Here is a 19,448-nt window from a genome sequence, read left to right as displayed (position 1 = left end):
AAGGCCGCGGGTAGCTGGAATGGATGTAGGTAATATTGGTTTCGTGGTTGCCGGCCTGATCGTGGGTTTTATCGTGGGCATGACGGGGGTGGGCGGCGGTTCGCTGATGACCCCGATCCTGCTGTGGTTTGGCATCAACCCAGCCACTGCGGTGGGCACCGACCTGCTGTACGCCGCGATCACCAAGTCCGGTGGCGTGCTGGTGCACAGCAAGAACAAGAACATCGACTGGAGCATCACTGGCTGGCTCACCCTGGGTAGCGTGCCGGCGGTATTGCTGACGTTATGGTTCCTGGCCAGCCTGCACACCGACCCCAGCGCGATGAACGCGGTGATCAAGCAGGCCCTTGGCGTGGTATTGCTGCTGACGGCCCTGGCGATCCTGTTCAAGAAAAGCCTGTTGGCCTTTGCCCAGCGTCATGCTGGCGATTCCTATCATCTGCGCCCGCGTAATCTCAACGCGCTGACCGTGGCGACGGGTGCGATCCTCGGCACCATGGTAGCCCTGACCTCTATCGGCGCTGGCGCCCTAGGCACGGTGGCGCTGTTCATCCTGTACCCGTTCCTGGCCACGCGGCGCCTGGTTGGCACCGAGATCGCCCATGCAGTGCCCCTGACATTAGTGGCAGGCCTGGGCCATGCCAGCATGGGGAACATGGACTGGCATCTGCTGGGCTTTTTGCTGATGGGGTCGCTGCCGGGGATCTACATTGGCAGCCACATGACTGGCAGGATTCCCGACGGGGTACTGCGGCCGTGCCTGGCGGTGATGTTGATGGCGGTGGGTTATAAGTTGGCGTTTTGAGCACGTGGCCTGACACTCAGCGGCTATCCATCTGACACCCCGGGGTCTAAATGTGGGAGCTGGCTTGCCTGCGAAGGCGGCCTGCCGGCCGACGCCTATCTACCTGACGCCCTGCGATCTAACTGTGGGAGCGGGCTTGCTCGCGAAGGCGGCCTGACAGTCAACACAGTTGGATTGTGTACATATCCATTCCTGCGGTAACGGCCGCTTAGGGTTCCGCCCTGACGGCGGCTCACTTTGCAAAAGCGGCAAAGTAAGCAAAACGCTCTTGCCCCACCACTCGGCACCTCGCTTGGGCTCGGTGTGCCCGTAATCCGCCAGTGATTTGGGGGGCCGCCGCCACGCGCCATCCATGGCGCGGGGCGGCTAAACCGGCATCCCTGCCGGTTTACCCCCCAAATCACTGTCGAATTCCGGCCAGCGTGGTTTAACGGGGCGCCTAAGATCAAGATCAAAAGCAGATCAAGAGCTACTCGCTTCGCATCGTGGATACGTTTGACGGCGCCGGTCGCCACTGTTGCTCCAGCAACAGCAGATCCACAAATCACTACGATCCCAGACATTGGCGAACCAACGCTTCAATCATCCTTTTTGCCCTGTAACCCCCAGGTTTTTGGCATTTGCCTGCCCCTGGCACGCTTGCTGCCTAAGCACTGGTACATCCCTTGTGCGAGGTACCGTCCGATGAGTCAGCAAGCCGTGAAATTTGCCTATTGGGTGCCCAACGTCAGCGGTGGTTTGGTGGTGAGCAAGATTGAACAACGCACCCACTGGGGCATCGAGTACAACCGCAAGCTGGCGCAACTGGCGGAGGCGGCGGGTTTTGAGTATGGCCTGACCCAGATTCGCTTCACCGCAGGCTACGGCGCCGAGAACCAGCATGAGTCTGTGGCGTTCAGCCATGCGTTGCTGGCGGCGACCACCACCCTCAAGGTCATCGCGGCGATCCTGCCCGGGCCTTGGCAACCGGCGCTGGCGGCCAAGCAATTGGCGACCATCGACCAACTGACCAATGGCCGTATCGCGGTGAATATCGTCAGTGGCTGGTTCAAGGGCGAATTCCAGGCCATTGGCGAGCATTGGCTGGAGCACGATGAGCGCTATCGGCGTTCCGAAGAGTTTATCCGCGCCCTCAAAGGCATCTGGACCCAGGACGATTTCACCTTCAAGGGCGACTTCTATCGCTTCAACCATTACACCCTCAAGCCCAAGCCCCTGGGCCAGCCAGAGATCTTCCAGGGCGGCAGTTCTCGGGCGGCTCGCGATATGGCAGCGCGGGTGTCGGATTGGTATTTCACCAATGGCAACACACCCGAAGGCGTCAAGGCCCAGGTCGACGACATCCGCGCCAAGGCCGCTGCCAACCAGCATTCGGTGAAGGTGGGCGTGAACGCCTTCGTGATCGCCCGCGACACTGAAGAAGAGGCGCGTGCGGTGCTGGCGCAGATCATCGACCAAGCCGACCCGGAGGCGGTCAACGCCTTTGGTGACGCGGCCAGGCAAGCGGGCAAGGCGTCACCGGAGGGCGAGGGGAACTGGGCCAAATCCAGCTTTGAGGATCTGGTGCAATACAACGATGGCTTCAAGACCAACCTGATCGGCACGCCGCAGCAGATCGCCGAGCGCATCGTGGCACTCAAGGCCGTGGGTGTGGACTTGGTGCTTGCAGGCTTTCTGCACTTTCAGGAAGAAGTGGAGTATTTCGGCAAACGTGTATTGCCGTTGGTGCGCGAGCTTGAAGTCAAGGCCGCTGTAGGCGCGAGTTCGCTCACGAAAAACGTTAACGAAGACGTGGGTAGCCTGGTTTAACGCGGCGCCTGGGGATTTTTCGCGAGCAAGCTCGCTCCTACCGGGGGCAGGGTTTTTTCCAGGCGCAGGGCGGCGGTGTGGTCTTGGTAGTAATCCTCGACCACGGCGAAGCGTCGATAGCCGTTGCGGTCATACAGGGCGAGGGCGCCGGGGTTGTCGGTGCGCACTTCCAGGCGCAGGTAGGCGCAACCTTGCTCCAGGGCGCAGGTTTCGATGTGCCCCAGCAACTGGTTGCCCAGGCCAATGCCACGGGCGTGTTCAGCAATGGCCAGGGAATACAAGCGCGCAAACCGGGTACCGCGCCGAAACAGCACCAGCGCGTAGCCAAGCAGTTGGCCGTGCTGTTGCGCCACCCACAATTGGCCGTTGGCCCGGCGGATCATCCAGCGCACACTGCGCGGTGAGAGCCGATCGCTGCTGAAACATTGCTGCTCCAACGCCACCAAGTCGGACATATCGTCAACGGTTGCAACGCGAAAGAAAAGAGCCATAAGACCGCCGTAAAAGTTGCGTAATGAAACGGGACTTCTCTAAATGATCGTGCTTAATAGAAAAGGTCGAGTTCTCTAAAGCGGATCAATTATTATGTCGGCGGTACAAAGTCATTGGCGTCAAGTATCCGAGCAAACCGTTGCGGCGACAATAACATCCAACGGTTATTTTTCTGCTGCGGCCCAAAGTTCGAGCCACGTTGTCATTATTGTCGAACGCAAGGAAGATTGGGCCTCTTACTTTCCCTGTGAACACATCGTCACCGCCCAGGAGTACCTGGAGCACACGCGGGATAGCGACACGGGCAAACGTGTCCAGGTGATCAACCTGTGCCGCAGCTACAAGTACCTGGGGCACGGGTACTATTGCTCCTTGCTGGCCGAGGCACGCGGGCACAAGGTGATTCCCTCGGTGCGCACCATCAGCGAGCTGACCAAAAAAGCCCTGTATGGGTTGGCCCTGGATGACTTGGATAAAACCCTGGAAAAAGCCCTGAACCATCAACTCTATCGCAGTACCGAAGGCTTTACTCTGACACTTTATTTCGGTCGAACGGATATAGAGCTCTTGCAGGAATTGGCTCGGCAGTTGTTTGAAACCTTTCCCAGTCCGATCTTGTTAGTTGAATTTCGTCACCATAACGGCTGGCATATCGGCGGGGTCAAGTGTGGTGTATTGCACAAGTTGCGCGACGATCAGGAAGATCAATTCGCCCACGCCCTCGATAACTTCAGTCGCAAGATCTGGCGTCAGCCACGCTTGCGCCGTCTGGCCCGTTATGACTTGGCGATCCTGCACGATCCTCACGAACAATTACCGCCCTCCAATCCTAGCGCACTGGAAAATTTCGTGCGGGTTGGCAAGGGCCTGGGCATTGATGTGGAGTTGATCGAACGCAAGGACTATGCCCGTCTGGCCGAATATGACGCCTTGTTGATCCGCGAAACCACCAGCCTCGACAACCATACCTATCGCTTTGCCAAGAAAGCCGAAAGCGAAGGATTGGTGGTGATGGACGACCCCGCATCGATCCTGCGCTGTACCAACAAGGTATACCTCACCGATCTGCTCAACAGCCACCAATTGGGCATGCCGGCCACCGAGATTCTCTACAAGGAACGACCGCAAGACTTTGAACGCATCGGCGAACGCCTGGGCTTCCCGCTGGTGTTGAAGATCCCCGACGGCTGTTTCTCCCGTGGGGTGATCAAGGTCGAAAGCCAGGCGGCGTTGCTCAAGGCCACGGCTGAGTTGTTCGAGCACTCGGTGCTGTTGCTGGCCCAGGAATTCCTCTACACCGATTACGACTGGCGCATCGGCGTGCTCAATCGCAAGCCGATTTTTGCCTGCCAGTACTTCATGTCCAAGGGCCATTGGCAGATCTACAACCACAAGGCCATCGGTCAGGCTATCAATGGCGAATGCCGCACTCTGGCAGTCCATGAGGCACCCAAGGCGGTGGTGGAGCTGGCGGTGAAAACCGCCAACCTGATCGGTGATGGGCTTTATGGCGTGGACCTCAAACAGTCCGGCGACAGGGTTGTGGTGATCGAGGTCAACGACAACCCCAACCTGGATGCCGGGATCGAAGATGCCTACTTGCAGGACGACCTGTATGGCCTGGTGCTGGAGGAGTTCGTGCGGCGCCTGGAGCTCAAGCGCCGGGGTCAGGTGTGGTAAAGCGTGCTGCCACTCAAGCAGTGGCTTGCAAGGTCAACACTTCAAACCCGTCCGCCGTCACCGCCACGGTATGTTCCCATTGCGCCGAGAGGCTGTTGTCCTTGGTGACCACCGTCCAGCCGTCTTTCAGGCTGCGAGTTTTGGCGCTGCCCTGGTTAAGCATCGGCTCGATGGTAAACACCATGCCTTCACGCAGTTCCAGGCCTGTGCCAGGCCGGCCGAAGTGCAGGATTTGCGGTTCTTCGTGCATTTGCCGGCCGATGCCGTGGCCGCAGTATTCGCGCACCACGCTGTAGCCGTTGGCTTGCGCATGGCTCTGGATAGCATGGCCGATATCGCCCAGGCGCGCCCCAGGCCTGACCTGGCGGATACCGGCCCACATCGCCTCGAAGGTCATGTCCACCAGGCGCCTGGCCTTGGGCGTCACGTTGCCGATCACGTACATCTTGCTGGAATCGGCAATGAAGCCGCCTTTTTCCAGGGTGATGTCGATGTTGATGATGTCGCCGTCCTTGAGGATTTGCTGGGCGCTGGGCATGCCGTGGCACACCACTTCGTTGATCGAAGTGTTGATGCAGAAGGGGTAGTCGTATTGCCCCAGGCTGGCAGGGCGTGCCTTGAGGTCATTGCGGATGAAGGCTTCGACGGCGCTATCCAGCTCCAGGGTAGAGCGGCCTGCGGCGACGAAACCGTCGAGCATGTCGAAGACTTGCGCCAACAGGCGCCCGGCTTCACGCATTACGGCCAACTGTGCGGGAGTCTTGATCATCAGCTGCGCCCCCGGATCAGGTCGGGTTTGTCCAGCAACAGCTTGTTGATCAGCTCGTTGTAGGGCAGGTGCGGGTTGAGTTCGGCGAGCAGGCCGATCTTGATCCAGAACTCGGCCTGGGCGTTGATGGAACGGTCCATGGCGGCGCTGGCCAGGCGTAGTTGTTCGTGCAGCTGATCGGTGATCTTGACGATGCCCATGAGGTTCACTGTGTTTATTTGATATACGAATCGTATATGTTTCGTATATTGATCGCAAATCTCCTTCGGCTCAACGGTGACGGGTTGATTGTTTGCGATATGTTGCCGAAAAAAGCTTTTCACAGAAGCGCTTGGCTCGATGCCGCGGGTTAAACGTTTAATCGCTGCGGTTCGACGATGATGCCAGGAAGCTGGCTTTGTTTAATATGAGCAAGCGGTTTGCTTATGAGGAATGGTTACAACCACGGCAGTTTTTGCCGAGTAGGCTTATTGATTGAAAGCGTCTTCCAGGGTTGGCAAGACGTGGCAGGCAAGTGCCTGTCGGATACATATAACTGTTGGCAGTCTCAAAAAAGGAGAGGTTAGCCATGCTTTCAGAACTAGAGCTTCGCAGCATTATTGAAGGCAGTTTCCTGCCTAAACGGTGCGAATGCACCAAAGCCGAAGATGCCTCGTTGACGATCAAGGTCTACGACGATCGCGATCGCGACCGGGTGGATTTGGTAGTCAAAGGTATAAACGCTGACACACTCGACAGCAGTCGAGCCATTTGCAACCTGATCACCGAGTTGCGTGAAGATCTCAAGCATAACCACGCACCGGTGCTGCAACGAGCAGGCGGGCGCGGTTATCACTAGTTGATCGCTTGAGTATGAGTGACCCTGTGGGCCTGGTATTGACCAGGCCCAATGCTGTCTGCGACGGCCAGCAGGTTTACCATTTCACCCTCATGCCGACCGTGCCGCTGCCACCCTCAGATTTATTGCTATCGAGCTGCTTTCCGTAGCTCCCCTCCAGATAAACGCTGAACGCGGATGACAATTGAGCCACGACGCCGACGCCGACATCGGCCGTGGAGGACTTGTGATCGCTCTTGATCCGGTCCACCTCGTCGAACGTCACCGTGTCGCTACCGCCGAAAGTGTGCCAGACATTGGCCCGCAGATACGGCTCTACTGGCATATTGCTGACCAGATAGCGGCCCTTGAGGCGTGCGCCGAGGCGGCCGGTCCAATACTCCTGGGAATCAAAAGAGACCTTGGAGATGCCATCGTGCTGGCTATCCAAGTCGATTTTCTGGCCGATCACCTGGGCCTGTGGCTCCACCACCCAATGTTCGGACAGTTTGAGCGGGTAGCCAGCCTCGGCGGATAACGCTACAGCGTGGCCCTCGATGTCCATCTTCACCCCTCGGTCGGACTTGTTGTCACCGTCCAGGCGAGTGCCCATGGCGACCAGGTCGACGTACCAGCCGGTCGGATCGGTGAGGGTCCAGTAGGCGCCGAAGTTGTCGCCGTCGAGTTTGACCCGCCCGGAGCGATGGTTTTGCCACCCCAGCGCAAACCCTTGTACGTCACCGCGCAGGCGACTCTGGCCGATAAACAGGCCAAAGCGTTGGGTCTGCCCGCCGCTGGTTTCGCTGGCATAGAGGTCATGCCCGACCTGGTAGCCCTTGGACGTGCCGTCAAAACTCGGCGTTACCGTGCCCGACCAACTTTTGTTGAAGTCACTGCCATAGGCGCGCGCCCAACCTGCCGGCACCGCACCGGTTTCGGTCAGCAGGCTTTGCTCGCCCTGGCGTTCATGGAAGGTACCGAGGGCTTGCAGCGTCATGACCTGCGCAGCGGGGATGTCCACTGAATAGACCGGTACCTCCAGGCGATACAGCGCAATAGGCGCAGCACCTGCCACGGCGCTCGGAAGCACAGGGTTGCTGGCCGCCGATTGCGGTGAAGTGACTGCGGCGACTTGGCTAGGCGGTGGCGCGGGCGGCTCGATCGGTGCCACCGGCTGTGCGGTGGGCGGCTCGGTCGGCGGCTCGTCGGGGTCTACCGGAAGTGGAGTGACTGGAATTGGCGGCACCACAACCGGCGGTACAACGGGCGGCGGCGGCGACGGAACGGCCGGCGGTTGCACGGCCACCACCGAGGAGCGCAAGTACCAGTTGTTTTCCGTACCCGCGGTGACGCCGCCCTTGAACAGCATGTACTGATAGGCCCCGGCAGAGACCTGGCCGTTCAAGGCAAACGCATCGATGCTGCTGACGGCACCGTTGAGTGCCTGAACTACTTCGATCCCATTATTTTGAGTCAGCCCACCGACACCGCCGAGGTTGCTGACGCCCAGTTGCGTGTGGCCACTGATGCTGCCGTCGGATACCACCAGCTTGTCGGTGGCGGAGTTGTCGTCGCCAAGTACGGTTTGCAGATGCAACTGGCCGTTGTTGCCCACGTAGTTGCCATGCACCGTCAGCACGCTGGTCGCGCTGTTGTCAGTGGTCATGTCGATAGTGCCGGCGTTATTGAGCGTCGCCAGTTGCCCGGCGGTGTAGGGGCGGATACCGCCTTGGGTCACAGCCAAGGTACTGCTGCCGTCGATATTGACCTTACCCGTGTTGCTGCCACTGTCACCGAGGAACAAATCCCCGGTCAGGTCCAGGCGCGAGGTGTTAGTGAGGTCGATCGTTTCCCAGCCCAGATAGCGGGCGGCGGTGCCGGAAGTGGTGTTGTCGAAGGTCAGGTGATCGTTGCCCAGGCCGCCATCGAGAGAGGGCGTGGGGGCCAGTTGGCTTTCACTCAAGCCTTTCAGCCGGGCGATGTCGTCGCCATCACCCATCAAGACCGAGGAGTTGATCCGGCCACCCAGCCATTCGAACGTATCGTTGCCGACGCTGGCGCGAATCTCGCCATCGATCACGCCGCCACCGACGGTGATGCTGTCGTCGCCGCCACTGGTGCTGATATTGCCACCGATGAAGCCGTTTAATATGCGGATCGTGTCGACATCAAAGCCGGTGACCAGGTTGCCTTCAATGGTCCCCCCGGTCATTTCATAGAAGTTTTTATCCAGCTTCATATTGACCCGACCGATAGTGCCACCGCTCTGGTAGGCCACATCGCCGTCCTCAAAAGCCCCGACGATTCTGCCGTTCTCCATTCTGAAGGTGTCGAGGCCATCGCCTTGGAACAGGGCCTGGATCTGTCCGCCCTTCATGACGAAGTCATCGACACCGGCGCCTTGTTGCACCACGCCGGTAATCAGGCCGTCGCGGATGTCCACCCTGTCCATTCCAGGACCAAAGGTAACGTTGCCATCGATGGTGCCGCCTGTGGAGACCGTCAGGTCGTTATCCCCGGAATTATCGGTCAGGCTGAGGCTGCTGCCGTTTTCGCACGTATAGCTATCGTTCCCGGTTCCCGGGGTGAGAACGCAGGCGGCGTGAGCGGGCTGAGGGGTCATGTACTGCAGTGAAAGGAAGCCGACAGCTAAAACGGCACGGGTTGATAAACCTGTGGTCTTTGGCATTGATCTGTCCTGTTTTTGTTGTAGTAACTGCTCCTGTTTTTGGGTTTAGCACAGTTTTCCAGTAGCGCAATTTTTTATGCATGGCGCGCAGGCCACAGAATACGTGGCCTGCGTGATGGCACTTTGAGTTTTTGGCCGCTCAGCTCAAGCCAGTTGGTGACGATAGGGCAGATCCGGGCCGGTCTTGCCGCAGGTCAGTGCGGCAGCCCGAATCGCGAAGCCCAGCATGGCGTCGATCTGCTCGCGGCTCAGTTTTTGCAGCCCGTCAACCGAATCCAACTGCTGCTCCGTCAGCCACGCAATCAGCGCCGCCTGGAAAGTATCACCAGCGCCCACCGTATCGGCCATCACCACCTTGACCGCAGGTTGCGACCAGGTGCCATGCTGGCGGCTGAACACTGACGCGCCATCGCTCCCACGGGTGAGGAACACCAGCCGGCAACGGTGTTGCAGCCAACCTTGCAGCACGCTTTCCGGTGACTGCTCGGGGTAGAGCAGATGCAGGTCTTCGTCGCTGACCTTGATCAGGTCGGCGTGTTGCACCAGCTCCGCGACCCGCGCACGCCACAGCTGGATATCGGGCTGCGGGTTAAGGCGCACGTTGGGGTCGAGGCTGATCAGGCGCTTGCCGCTTTCGCGCTTGACCAGGCTGAGCAGCGTGTCACCAACGGGTTGTACCACCAGCGAAAACGAGCCCACATGCAGCCCGCGAATCTCATCGCCCAGGGGCGGCAGGTGCGTCAGTTGCAATTGCCGGTCGGCGCAGCCTTCGCCGCGAAAGCTGTACTGCGGCGAGCCGTTGGCGCCCACGGCGACCATCGCCAAGGTGGTCGGCGCGTCGAACTCAACCAGAAAGCGTTCGCTGATACCTTCGTCTTTCAATACCTGCTGCAAGCGCCGTCCGAGGTAATCGGTGGACAGCCCCGCGAAGAACCCTGACTCGATCCCCAGGCGGCGCAAACCCACCGCCACGTTGAACGGCGAGCCACCGGCAATCGCCTTGTAATTGAGCTTGGCGGCCTGCCCGCTGGCATCCTCCTCGCTGAAGAAATCGAACAGCGCTTCACCACACACCAGATACATAGTTGCTCGCTCTTAAAGGGTTGCCACGTGCTGTTGATAACGCTGATACGCCTGTTGATAGGCGCTGACATTGGCAGCCACGGGTAAGGTGCGGCTGGCCGGGTCGATGCTTACGCATTTGTCGCACAGGCTGGCCAGCGGTTCGCCGCTCTGGCACCACGCCGCCTGGATCGCTGCGCCCAGGGCGGCAGCCTCGCTCTGTTCGGTACACACCACTTCGGTGTGCATGATATCGGCGACCATTTGCCGCCACAGCGGGCTTTTCGAGCCGCCGCCGATCAGGCGGATGCTCTGGCTTTGCAGGCCGGTCTGGCGCAGCAGGTCGAGGCCATAACGCAGGCCGAAGGTGGTGCCTTCGACCACCGCGCGGCACAGATTGGCGCGGGTCAGGTTGGTCATGGTCAGGCCCTGCAGGCTGCCGGTGGCGTGGGGCAGGGCGGGCACACGTTCGCCGTTGAGGAACGGTAGCATGCACACCCCATCGGCTCCGATCGGCGCCTGTTCGACCAGGGTGTTGAAGGCGTCGAGGTCCAGTTCGAACAGCTCGCGGATCACCCCGGTGGCATTGGTCAGGTTCATGGTGCAGATCAGCGGCAGCCAACCGCCGCTGGAGGAGCAGAAGGTCGCCACCGAGGCCTGGGGGCTGACGTTTGGCTGGTCGGCAAAGGCATACACGGTGCCCGACGAGCCCAGGCTCATGGTGATCACGCCGGGGGCGATATTGCCGGTGCCAATGGCGCCCATCATATTGTCGCCGCCGCCACTGGACACCACCGCGTTGGGGTTGATCCCCAGCCGCTCGGCAATGGCCGGCAGGATAGTGCCCACCGCTTGGTCCGCTTCGATCAGTGTTGGCAAAGCGGCTTGCAGGCGGCCGCTGGGGTCGATGTGCTGGAGCAACGCCACATCCCAGGTGCGGCTGCGCACGTTGAAGTAACCGGTACCCGACGCATCGCCATACTCGGCGCAGGCGCGGCCGGTGAGCCAATAGTTGAGGTAGTCGTGGGGCAGCAGGATATGGGCAATGCGCGCAAAGACGTCCGGGTGTTGCTCGCGGGTCCAGAGCAACTTGGACACCGTGTAACCCGGTGCGATGGCCACGCCCAGGCGCTCCAGGGAGCCGCGTTCGCCGCCCAGATGTTGCAGCAGCCGGTCGTTCTCCGCTGTGGTTTCGGTGTCGCACCACAGCTTGGCCGGGCGCAGCACCTGGCCTTGATCATCCAGCAAGACCAGGCCATGTTGCTGGCCGGATACGCCGATGCCGAGGATGTCCTGGCCATCCACGCCGGCCTGTTGCAGGGCGCGGTGGGTGGCGGCGGTGAAGGCGTCCAGCCATTCCTGGGTGTGTTGTTCACGACGGCCATTGGCGCCGCTGATCAAGGTGTGCGCCGCGGCGCCCAGGCCCAGCACCTTGCCGCTGGACGCATCGAGGACGATGGCCTTGGTGCCCTGGGTGCCGCAGTCGATGCCGAGGTAGAGGTTTTGCTGGGTCATGAGGGGCTCCTGTAGGAGCGAGCTTGCTCGCGAAAATCGCACGGGCGCCGCGCTTTTACTGGAATTGCGCGTCATCGTTAAAGATTTTCGCGGGCAAGCTCCGCTCCTACATGTTTAATCCGGTTTGTTCAGGAGGTGCTTCAGGGTTTCGGTGACGCCTTTGTCGCGCAGGCTTTCATAGCAACGCTCGAACGCTGCCACAAACGCCGCCGACTTGGGAATAGCCGTGCCGAAAATCTCTTCCACGCCCAGCAAGCGCTGGCTGATCAGCGCGTCATCGCTCACCAGGCCCTGGCAGAACGCTGCCCGCGGGTCCGGGATGTTGTAACGCGCGCCATTTTCATCCACGCCCTTCAAATACAGCGCCCAGGCCGCCACCACCAGGGCGGCACGGTCCGTCTCGCGGCCGTCGGCAATCAGGCGGTTGATGGTCGGCACGGTGAACTTGGGAAACTTCGATGAGCCATCGGAGCACACGCGCTCCAACTGGTCGGCAATCGCCTGGTTGGAAAAACGGTCTACCAGGGTCTGCTTGTACTCGGTCAGGTCGATACCGGGTACCGGCGCCAGGTTCGGCGTGACGTCCAGGTCCATATAGGCGCGCATGTACGCCACGAACACGGGGTCGTTCATGGTGTCGTGAACGAACCGGTAGCCCTTGAGGAACCCCAGGTACGTGAGAGCCAGGTGGCTGCCGTTGAGCAGGCCGATCTTCATTTCTTCGTAAGGCGTGACGTTATCGGTGAACTGCACACCGACCTTTTCCCAGGCCGGACGACCGTTGACGAATTTGTCTTCCAGCACCCACTGCACAAACGGCTCGCACACCACCGGCCAGGCATCATCGACCCCGTGCTGGTCGTGCAGTTGCAGGCGGTGGGCGGTGCTGGTCATTGGCGTGATGCGGTCGACCATGGCGTTCGGGAAGCTCACGTTGGCCTTGATCCAGTCATGCAGCTCGGCGTTGTGCAGCGCGGCGAAGGCCAGCAAGGCTTTGCGGGTGACGGCGCCGTTGTGGGGCAGGTTGTCGCAGGACATCACCGTGAATGCCGGGGTGCCCGCGGCGCGGCGCTGGGTCAGCGCGGCGCAGATAAAACCGAACACGGTTTTCGGTGCCCTCGGGTGCGCCAAGTCATGTTGGATCTGCGGCAGGTGGGCCATGAACTCGCCGTTGCTGTCGTCGATGCAGTAGCCGCCTTCGGTGATGGTCAGCGAGACGATGCGGATCTGTGGGCTGGCAAGCTTATCGATCAGCGCTTGGGCGTCGTCTTCGGCCAGCAGCATGTCGCTGATCGAGCCGATCACGCGCACTTGCGTGTCGTCGGTGTCGCCCAGTTCATACAGGGTGAACAAATAATCCTGGCCGGCGAGGTCGTCGCGGGCCTTGCGGTCCTCACTGCGCAGGCCGACGCCGCAGATGCCCCAGTCCAGGTCTTCGCCGGTGTTCATCAGGGCATCGGTGTAGAACGCCTGGTGCGCACGGTGGAAACCGCCGACGCCAATGTGCGCGATGCCCTGGCGGGTATCGGCAAGTGCGTAGGTCGGCACCTGCACTTCGGGCGCCAGTCGGGTGAGGTTGGCTTTATTCAATTTCATCGGGAATTACTCACGGAATCAGGCGGCAGCGCGCGGTGGACGGGCCACGGCTACGCCATCGGTGTCGAACAGATGGCAGTGCGCCGGGTCCAGGTGCAAGTGCAGCGTCTCGCCGTACTGGCTGGCCATGTCGCCGCGAATCCGCATGGTCAGCGGCTCGCCATTGGCGGTGATGACGTGGCAGAAGGTGTCGCTGCCCAGGCGCTCGCCAACATCGGCGGTCACGGTCAGGCTGGTTTGCCCTGGTGCGGCGATTTCCAGATGCTCCGGGCGAATGCCCAGGGTCACCGCGCTGCCCACGCTCAGGGTGGCGCCGCTCAACGGCAGGCTGATCAGGGTGCCGGCGTCCAGTTGCACCTCACAACCCTGGCCTTCGACACGCGTGACCTTGCCTTTGAGGAAGCCCATCTTCGGCGTGCCGAGAAAGCCCGCCACGAACAGGTTGGCTGGCTGGTGGTACAGCTCCAGCGGCGAGCCGACCTGTTCGACGCGTCCGCTGTTGAGCACCACCACCTTGTCGGCCAGGGTCATGGCTTCGACCTGGTCGTGGGTCACGTAGATCATGGTCGCTTGCAGTTCTTTATGCAGGCGCGCCAGCTCCAGGCGCATCTGCACGCGCAGGGCGGCGTCGAGGTTGGACAGCGGTTCGTCGAACAGGAAGATCTTCGGGTTGCGCACAATCGCCCGGCCAATCGCCACGCGCTGGCGCTGGCCGCCCGAGAGTTGCTTGGGCTTGCGCTCCAGCAAAGGCCCCAGCTCCAGGATGCGCGCCGCTTCGCTGACTTTGCTTTCTACCAGCTTCTTGTCGACGCCCGCCAGGTCCAAGGCAAACGACATGTTTTTGCGCACGCTCATGTGCGGGTACAGCGCGTAGGTCTGGAACACCATGGCCAGGTCGCGCTTGGCCGGGGTCACTTCGGTGATGTCGCGGCCATCGAGCTCGATGGTGCCGTCGCTGACTTCTTCCAGGCCGGCGATCAGGCGCAGCAGCGTGGACTTGCCACAGCCCGACGGGCCGACGAACACCACGAATTCCTTGTCGTTCACTTCCAGGTCGATGCCCTTGATGATGGAAAAACCTTCGAAGCCTTTTTGCAGATTCTTGATTTTCAGGTTGGCCATGATGGGCCCTCCGCTGGGAATTATTATTTGACGGCGCCGAAGGAGAGGCCACGCACCAGTTGCTTCTGGCTGATCCAGCCAAAGATCAGGATCGGCGCGCACGCCAGGGTCGAGACGGCGGACAGCTTGGCCCAGAACAAGCCTTCGGGGCTGGAGTAAGAGGCGATCAATGCGGTCAGCGGCGCGGCGCTGGAGGAGGTCAGGTTCAGCGACCAGAACGCCTCGTTCCAGCACAGGATCAGCGACAGCAACACCGTGGAAGCCAGGCCACCCTTGGCGATGGGCAGCAGCACACGCACCATTTCCTGCCACAGGGTGGCGCCGTCCAGGCGGGCGGCTTCGAGGATGTCCTTGGGGATGTCCTTGAAGTAGGTGTACACCATCCACACCACAATCGGCAGGTTGATCAGGGTGTAGATGATGATCAGCGCAATGCGCGTGTCCAACAGGCCAAAGCTCTTGGCCAGCAGGTAGATCGGCATCAGCACGCCCACCGGCGGCAGCATCTTGGTCGACAACATCCACAGCAGCGTGCCCTTGGTGCGCTGGGTTTCGTAGAACGCCATGGAGTAGGCGGCCGGCACCGAAATCAGCAGGCACAGGGCGGTGGCGCTGAACGAAATCACCACCGAGTTCCAGGCGTAGGCGAAGTAGTTGCTGCGCGCGTTGATGTGCAGGTAGTTCTCCAGCGTCGGCGTGAAGATGAACTGCGGCGGGGTGGCGAACGCATCGATTTCAGTCTTGAAGCTGGTCAGCACCATCCAGAAGATCGGGAAGAAAATCAGGATCGCGATGGCCCAGGCCAACGTGCCGAGCAACAGGCTTTGCAGGCGGCGGGATTGTTGAAGCGTCATGGCGCGGCCCTCAAGGCTTGTCAGTCAGGTTTTTGCCGATCATCCGCACCAGGATGATCGCCGCGATATTGGCGATGACCACGGCAATCAAGCCGCCGGCCGAGGCCATGCCCACATCGAACTGCACCAGCGCCTGGTTGTAGATCAGGTAGGCGAGGTTGGTCGAGGCGTAGCCCGGGCCACCGTTGGTGGTGGTGAAGATTTCCGCGAATACCGAGAGCAGGAAGATGGTTTCGATCATCACCACCACGGCAATCGGGCGGGCCAGGTGGGGCAGGGTCAGGTGCCAGAAAATCGCAATGGCGCCGGCACCGTCCAGGCGTGCGGCTTCCTTTTGTTCCTGGTCCAGGGACTGCATGGCGGTCATCAGCAGCAGGATCGCGAAGGGCAGCCATTGCCACGACACAATGATGATGATCGACAGCAGCGGGTAGTGCGCCAGCCAGTCCACCGGTTCGGCGCCGAAGAACTTCCACACGGCGGCGAGAATCCCCGACACCGGGTGGAAAATAAGGTTCTTCCAGATCAACGCGCCGACGGTGGGCATGATGAAGAACGGCGAAATCAGCATCACCCTGACGATGCCGCGGCCCAGGAACTCACTGGCCTCCAGCAGCGCGCTGATCAACACGCCGAACACCACGCTGATCAGCAACACGCTGCCCACCAGCAACAGGGTATTGGTGGCGCCAGGCAGGAACCCCGAGTCGGTGATGAAGTAGCTGAAGTTTTCCAGCCCCACGAATTGGTTTTCGCCGGGGTAGAGCAGGTTGTAGCGGATCAGCGAAAAGTACAGGGTCATGCCCAGCGGCACGATCATCCACAGCAGCAACAAGGCCACCGAGGGGCTGACGAGAAACCAGCCGGGGTTGGCCAGGCGGTTTTTTGGAGGTGTATTCATGGTGATCAAGGCCAGATAGAGACAGGTGCGCAAAAGCCCTGTAGGAGCGAGCTTGCTCGCGAAAAAGGTACATCCGACACAGCGATGCGCTTGGAATACCTTCGCGAGCAAGCTCGCTCCTACAGGTTATGGGGTTACTTGGGGTAACCAGCCCGCTTCATTTCCCGCTCGGTGGTGTTCTGCGCGGCGGTCAATGCAGCCTCGACGGTCTGCTGCCCGGTCAGCGCACCCGAGAAGAACTTGCCCACCTGAGTACCAATCGCCTGGAATTCCGGAATGGTCACCAACTGGATACCGATATACGGCACAGGCTTCTCGGTCGGCTTGGTCGGGTCGGCCACTTTCAGCGATTCCAGGGTCACCTTGGCGAACGGCGCGGCCTTCATGTACTCGTCGCTGTAGGTTGATTGGCGCGTACCTGGCGGCACATTGGCGATGCCATCGGTCTTGGCCACGAGCTGGCCGTATTCCTTGGAGGTGGCCCAGGTGGTGAACACCTTGGCAGCGTCCTTGGCCTTGGAGCTGGTCGGGATCGCCAGGCTCCAGGAGTACAGCCACGACGTGCCCTTGTCGGTCTTTTCGTGGGGCGCAAACGTGAAGCCGACATGCTCGGCGACCTTGCTCTGGCTCTTGTCAGTGACGAACGAGCCGGCCACGCTGGCGTCTACCCAGATCGCGCACTTGCCGCTGTTGAACAGCGCCAGGTTTTCGTTGAAGCCGTTGCTGGAGGCGCCCGGCGGGCCGGATTTCTTCATGTTGTCGACGTAGAAGTTCAGCGCGCCCTTCCATTCGGGGCCGTTGAATTCTGGCTGCCACTTCTCATCGAACCAGCGCGCGCCGAAGCCGTTGGCCAGGGTGGTGATCAGCGCCATGTTCTCACCCCAACCGGCTTTGCCGCGCAGGCACAGGCCGTATTGCTCTTTGGACTTGTCGGTGAGCTTGGCGGCGAATTCGCCGATCTGGCTCCAGGTCGGGTGCTCGGGCATGCTCAGCCCGGCGTCCTTGAACAGGTCGGTGCGGTAATAGGTGATCGAGCTTTCGGCGTAAAACGGCAGGGCGTACAACGAGCCCTTGACGGACAAACCATCACGCACCGAAGGGAACACGTCATCAAGGTCGTAGGAAGCCGGCAGGTCTTTCATTGGCTCCAGCCAACCCTTGGCGCCCCACAGTGCGGCTTCGTACATACCGATGGTCAATACGTCGAACTGCCCGCCCTGCGTGGCGATGTCGGTGGTCAGGCGTTGGCGCAGCACGTTCTCTTCGAGCACCACCCAGTTGAGCTTGATCTCCGGATGCTCGGCCTCGAAGGTTTTCGAGAGCTTCTGCATGCGGATCATGTCGCTGTTGTTGACGGTGGCAATGGTCAGGGTTTGCGCGCCAAGACTGACGGCGCTGAGGGTCATGCATGCTGTCATGCAAGAACAGGCAAGCAGAGTTTTTGCTGTGAACTTCATCGCGCACTCCATTTCCGCGCCCAGGGGGCTGCAGAAGGACGGTTATTGTTGTTGTGTCTTCCTACAAGGAGTCAGGAAGAGTGTGCGGTGATTACAGCCTTCAAATGCGGCGGTGACAAATCCTTGGGAGCACTGGGACTGATACTTTTTTGCACTCGGTTCTTCCTCGTGCCGGAAGATGCGTGACCCGTCGATAACAACCTTGGCACCGCTGAATAACACAGCGGTGCCAAGGCATGGAGGGCTACGCCGTGATGATGTCTTTCTTGGGGCCGAACCGGACCGGCCGATAGTCAACAGGCACTGACGGCTGCCAGTACCGCTCCCGAAGCGGCTGCCCAGTCGGCGTCGTTGTGCGCATGGAAGTTGATAGCCCGGTTATTGCGCAGTTCACTCAGGGTTCCAATGGGGTGGATGAGCAGCTTGGAGATGTCGATCTTCCGGGCTTCGGCAAACGATTTGAACGGTTCTGCATTCAGCGCGCCAGCCAGCTCGCCCCAGGCTTGGCCGAAGGTGGAATCGGCGGGCACGTCGACCTTGTCGGAATCAATGTTTGAACGCCGATGCTCGCTGTTGAGGCGCTGGCGTATCAGGCTGTTGGCGACATTGTTAGCCAGTTGCTGGTCACCCCGATCAACCAGGGCGTCGGCGAACGAGCGGATCGCCGCGGTTCGTGAGGTTGGGGCCGATTCAAGGTTCTGCAAATCCCGTCGTGAACGCGACACGAGCCTGTTCACATTGGATGCGTCGCGCTGAGGATTGTCGAGCAGGGTCTGAATAAGCTGGGCGTAGGTTTTTTGTGGGTTGAGCGCGCTTGGCTGGTTCAGACGTTGCTCCACCTCGTTGCGCAGGGCGGGGTCGCTCAACGGTTCGGGTGCGTTTTCAACCAGGTGGCTGATCTGCTCGGCCAGGCTCGGCTGTGTCGGGGTGACTGCGAACCTGAGCAGCTGTTCGATAAGCGGCTGCGTTTGTAACGGTTGCGTGTCACGCGGCGCGTCTGAAGTCCGGGTTTGCCGATCGTTCAGGGTTTCAAACAGCTCGATGACGTGCGGTGCTATTGAGTGCACAAGCTTAACGGGCAAACTTGTCACGTTTGAGCGAATGAGAGGGGGGGGTAATGGATGACGAATGAACGTTGATCATGGAGGCCCTTTTATCTGCTTCACAAAAACATCACCGGTTGAGGTACTTGGATGACGCTTTGGCTGAGTGACAAAGGGCTTCGGTAGGTTCCTTGAGGTGAGTATGAAACAGCGCCGTTTCAGCAGAGTTATTGCTCGCCATGTTTCCGTGGTGAACACATCGTCAGGGACGTGTGGGTGCTTCAGGGTATTTTTCTTGAACGGGCCCGAGCACGTTAATGGTATCAATCACCATTTTCCGGTTGGAGGTAAGTTTGAAGCTGACCCACACTTCGCCGATCACCGTGGACCTGATGAAAAACCGATAAAGACTGGGTTTTTCGGCTGATAGGTTGTCGAGCGTTTCCGTTCCTCCCGGATGGGTGGCGATGAGTGTTTCATTGGCGTGTTCGCCGCGCAGTCTGATACTCACTTCAACGTCTTCGAGCCCGGTCAGCGCTTTGCCCCAGTCTCTATTGACCCATGTCGAGAACCAACGATTTTGATGGTCGTAATTGTCGATATGTATCTGGCCTTCGCCGGTCCAGCCGAAGGTCTCTCCGGGCGTTTCGAAGCGGCGGGATTCATTGATTGCAAGAGGGGTGGCTGGTTTTTTCATGGCAAGGCTCCAATGGACGGTCCACAGGGCCAGAATCTACAGTCGCCGTGAGGCAGGTAACTGTCAGAACTACCAGTTCAGACGAATGGACGCCTGCTCACGCCAGGTTCTGCTCAGTCAACCGTTGCACCGCCAGGCGC

At 60.2% G+C, this 19,448-nt stretch carries 16 protein-coding genes and 1 pseudogene; 4 read left to right on the top strand and 13 right to left on the bottom strand.

Annotation, left to right across the window (positions count from 1 at the left end; genetic code table 11):
• Positions 1–19: 19 nt before the first annotated feature.
• On the top strand, positions 20–805 hold the full coding sequence (locus BUE92_RS16890) for a sulfite exporter TauE/SafE family protein (RefSeq protein ID WP_073525112.1): 786 nt from the start codon (positions 20–22) through the stop codon (positions 803–805).
• Between the two features lie 684 nt (positions 806–1,489).
• Positions 1,490–2,614, top strand: coding sequence for a dimethylsulfone monooxygenase SfnG (gene sfnG / locus BUE92_RS16880; protein ID WP_073525110.1), 1,125 nt, complete (start codon positions 1,490–1,492; stop codon positions 2,612–2,614).
• A 47-nt stretch (positions 2,615–2,661) separates the two neighbouring features.
• On the opposite strand, the pseudogene BUE92_RS16875 reads toward sfnG, so the two are convergent.
• Positions 2,662–3,105, bottom strand: a pseudogene (locus BUE92_RS16875) (GNAT family N-acetyltransferase); the annotation flags it as partial.
• Positions 3,106–3,199: 94 nt separating this feature from the next.
• Between BUE92_RS16875 and BUE92_RS16870 the strand changes: the two are divergent.
• Positions 3,200–4,786: a RimK family protein gene (locus BUE92_RS16870; RefSeq protein ID WP_073525107.1), complete on the top strand. Its 1,587-nt coding sequence runs from the start codon at positions 3,200–3,202 to the stop codon at positions 4,784–4,786.
• 13 nt (positions 4,787–4,799) lie between these two features.
• Here the strand turns inward: BUE92_RS16870 and map are convergent, their stop codons facing one another.
• Both map and BUE92_RS16860 read right to left on the bottom strand, forming a co-directional pair.
• Positions 4,800–5,555 (bottom strand): type I methionyl aminopeptidase, encoded by a 756-nt coding sequence (map, locus tag BUE92_RS16865; protein ID WP_073525105.1) that lies wholly within the window; start codon positions 5,553–5,555, stop codon positions 4,800–4,802.
• A complete protein-coding gene (locus BUE92_RS16860) occupies positions 5,555–5,755 on the bottom strand; it encodes a ParD-like family protein (RefSeq protein ID WP_003190946.1) in 201 nt (66 codons plus the stop codon). Before BUE92_RS16860 ends, map begins: the two co-directional genes overlap by 1 nt.
• 368 nt (positions 5,756–6,123) lie before the next feature.
• On the opposite strand from BUE92_RS16860, the gene BUE92_RS16855 reads away from it, so the two are divergent.
• Positions 6,124–6,393, top strand: coding sequence for a DUF1652 domain-containing protein (locus BUE92_RS16855; protein ID WP_073525098.1), 270 nt, complete (start codon positions 6,124–6,126; stop codon positions 6,391–6,393).
• Between the two features lie 76 nt (positions 6,394–6,469).
• On the opposite strand, the gene BUE92_RS16850 is transcribed toward BUE92_RS16855, so the two are convergent.
• From BUE92_RS16850 to BUE92_RS16805, 10 genes are all read right to left on the bottom strand, one after another.
• Entirely contained in the window at positions 6,470–9,061 is a 2,592-nt protein-coding gene (locus tag BUE92_RS16850; RefSeq protein WP_073525097.1) for an autotransporter family protein, read from the bottom strand.
• 144 nt (positions 9,062–9,205) lie between these two features.
• The gene (locus BUE92_RS16845) at positions 9,206–10,144 is read right to left on the bottom strand and encodes a carbohydrate kinase family protein (RefSeq protein WP_073525095.1); all 939 of its coding nucleotides are present in this window, start codon (positions 10,142–10,144) and stop codon (positions 9,206–9,208) included.
• A 12-nt stretch (positions 10,145–10,156) separates the two neighbouring features.
• Positions 10,157–11,638, bottom strand: coding sequence for a xylulokinase (gene xylB, locus BUE92_RS16840; RefSeq protein ID WP_073525093.1), 1,482 nt, complete (start codon positions 11,636–11,638; stop codon positions 10,157–10,159).
• 114 nt (positions 11,639–11,752) lie between these two features.
• Entirely contained in the window at positions 11,753–13,234 is a 1,482-nt protein-coding gene (locus BUE92_RS16835) for a mannitol dehydrogenase family protein (RefSeq protein ID WP_073525090.1), read from the bottom strand.
• Positions 13,235–13,252: 18 nt separating this feature from the next.
• Positions 13,253–14,356 carry an ABC transporter ATP-binding protein gene (locus tag BUE92_RS16830; RefSeq protein ID WP_073525088.1) on the bottom strand — a complete coding sequence of 368 codons (1,104 nt, stop codon included), beginning with the start codon at positions 14,354–14,356 and terminating at the stop codon, positions 13,253–13,255.
• Between the two features lie 23 nt (positions 14,357–14,379).
• Positions 14,380–15,210, bottom strand: coding sequence for a carbohydrate ABC transporter permease (locus BUE92_RS16825; RefSeq protein ID WP_073525086.1), 831 nt, complete (start codon positions 15,208–15,210; stop codon positions 14,380–14,382).
• A gap of 10 nt (positions 15,211–15,220) precedes the next feature.
• Positions 15,221–16,111: a carbohydrate ABC transporter permease gene (locus tag BUE92_RS16820; protein WP_034127650.1), complete on the bottom strand. Its 891-nt coding sequence runs from the start codon at positions 16,109–16,111 to the stop codon at positions 15,221–15,223.
• Positions 16,112–16,245: 134 nt separating this feature from the next.
• Positions 16,246–17,568 carry an ABC transporter substrate-binding protein gene (locus BUE92_RS16815; RefSeq protein WP_073525084.1) on the bottom strand — a complete coding sequence of 441 codons (1,323 nt, stop codon included), beginning with the start codon at positions 17,566–17,568 and terminating at the stop codon, positions 16,246–16,248.
• A 293-nt stretch (positions 17,569–17,861) separates the two neighbouring features.
• Positions 17,862–18,659: a hypothetical protein gene (locus BUE92_RS16810; protein WP_143169997.1), complete on the bottom strand. Its 798-nt coding sequence runs from the start codon at positions 18,657–18,659 to the stop codon at positions 17,862–17,864.
• Between the two features lie 214 nt (positions 18,660–18,873).
• Entirely contained in the window at positions 18,874–19,308 is a 435-nt protein-coding gene (locus BUE92_RS16805; RefSeq protein WP_073525082.1) for a hypothetical protein, read from the bottom strand.
• Between the last annotated feature and the right edge of the window lie 140 nt (positions 19,309–19,448).

Origin of the sequence: Pseudomonas fluorescens, from assembly GCF_001902145.1 — a bacterium.
In the GTDB taxonomy this organism is placed as follows: domain Bacteria; phylum Pseudomonadota; class Gammaproteobacteria; order Pseudomonadales; family Pseudomonadaceae; genus Aquipseudomonas; species Aquipseudomonas fluorescens_BV.
The sequence above is the reverse complement of the archived record's forward strand: the minus strand, read 5'-3'. Positions and strand labels throughout refer to the sequence as shown.

Coding starts and splice junctions, on each gene's coding strand:
- map (WP_073525105.1), bottom strand. CDS start 5,555: ATGATCAAGACTCCCGCACAGTTGGCCGTAATGCGTGAAGCCGGGCGC.
- BUE92_RS16820 (WP_034127650.1), bottom strand. CDS start 16,111: ATGAATACACCTCCAAAAAACCGCCTGGCCAACCCCGGCTGGTTTCTC.
- BUE92_RS16850 (WP_073525097.1), bottom strand. CDS start 9,061: ATGCCAAAGACCACAGGTTTATCAACCCGTGCCGTTTTAGCTGTCGGC.
- BUE92_RS16855 (WP_073525098.1), top strand. CDS start 6,124: ATGCTTTCAGAACTAGAGCTTCGCAGCATTATTGAAGGCAGTTTCCTG.
- BUE92_RS16870 (WP_073525107.1), top strand. CDS start 3,200: ATGTCGGCGGTACAAAGTCATTGGCGTCAAGTATCCGAGCAAACCGTT.
- sfnG (WP_073525110.1), top strand. CDS start 1,490: ATGAGTCAGCAAGCCGTGAAATTTGCCTATTGGGTGCCCAACGTCAGC.
- BUE92_RS16845 (WP_073525095.1), bottom strand. CDS start 10,144: ATGTATCTGGTGTGTGGTGAAGCGCTGTTCGATTTCTTCAGCGAGGAG.
- xylB (WP_073525093.1), bottom strand. CDS start 11,638: ATGACCCAGCAAAACCTCTACCTCGGCATCGACTGCGGCACCCAGGGC.
- BUE92_RS16860 (WP_003190946.1), bottom strand. CDS start 5,755: ATGGGCATCGTCAAGATCACCGATCAGCTGCACGAACAACTACGCCTG.
- BUE92_RS16835 (WP_073525090.1), bottom strand. CDS start 13,234: ATGAAATTGAATAAAGCCAACCTCACCCGACTGGCGCCCGAAGTGCAG.
- BUE92_RS16815 (WP_073525084.1), bottom strand. CDS start 17,568: ATGAAGTTCACAGCAAAAACTCTGCTTGCCTGTTCTTGCATGACAGCA.
- BUE92_RS16825 (WP_073525086.1), bottom strand. CDS start 15,210: ATGACGCTTCAACAATCCCGCCGCCTGCAAAGCCTGTTGCTCGGCACG.
- BUE92_RS16805 (WP_073525082.1), bottom strand. CDS start 19,308: ATGAAAAAACCAGCCACCCCTCTTGCAATCAATGAATCCCGCCGCTTC.
- BUE92_RS16890 (WP_073525112.1), top strand. CDS start 20: ATGGATGTAGGTAATATTGGTTTCGTGGTTGCCGGCCTGATCGTGGGT.
- BUE92_RS16830 (WP_073525088.1), bottom strand. CDS start 14,356: ATGGCCAACCTGAAAATCAAGAATCTGCAAAAAGGCTTCGAAGGTTTT.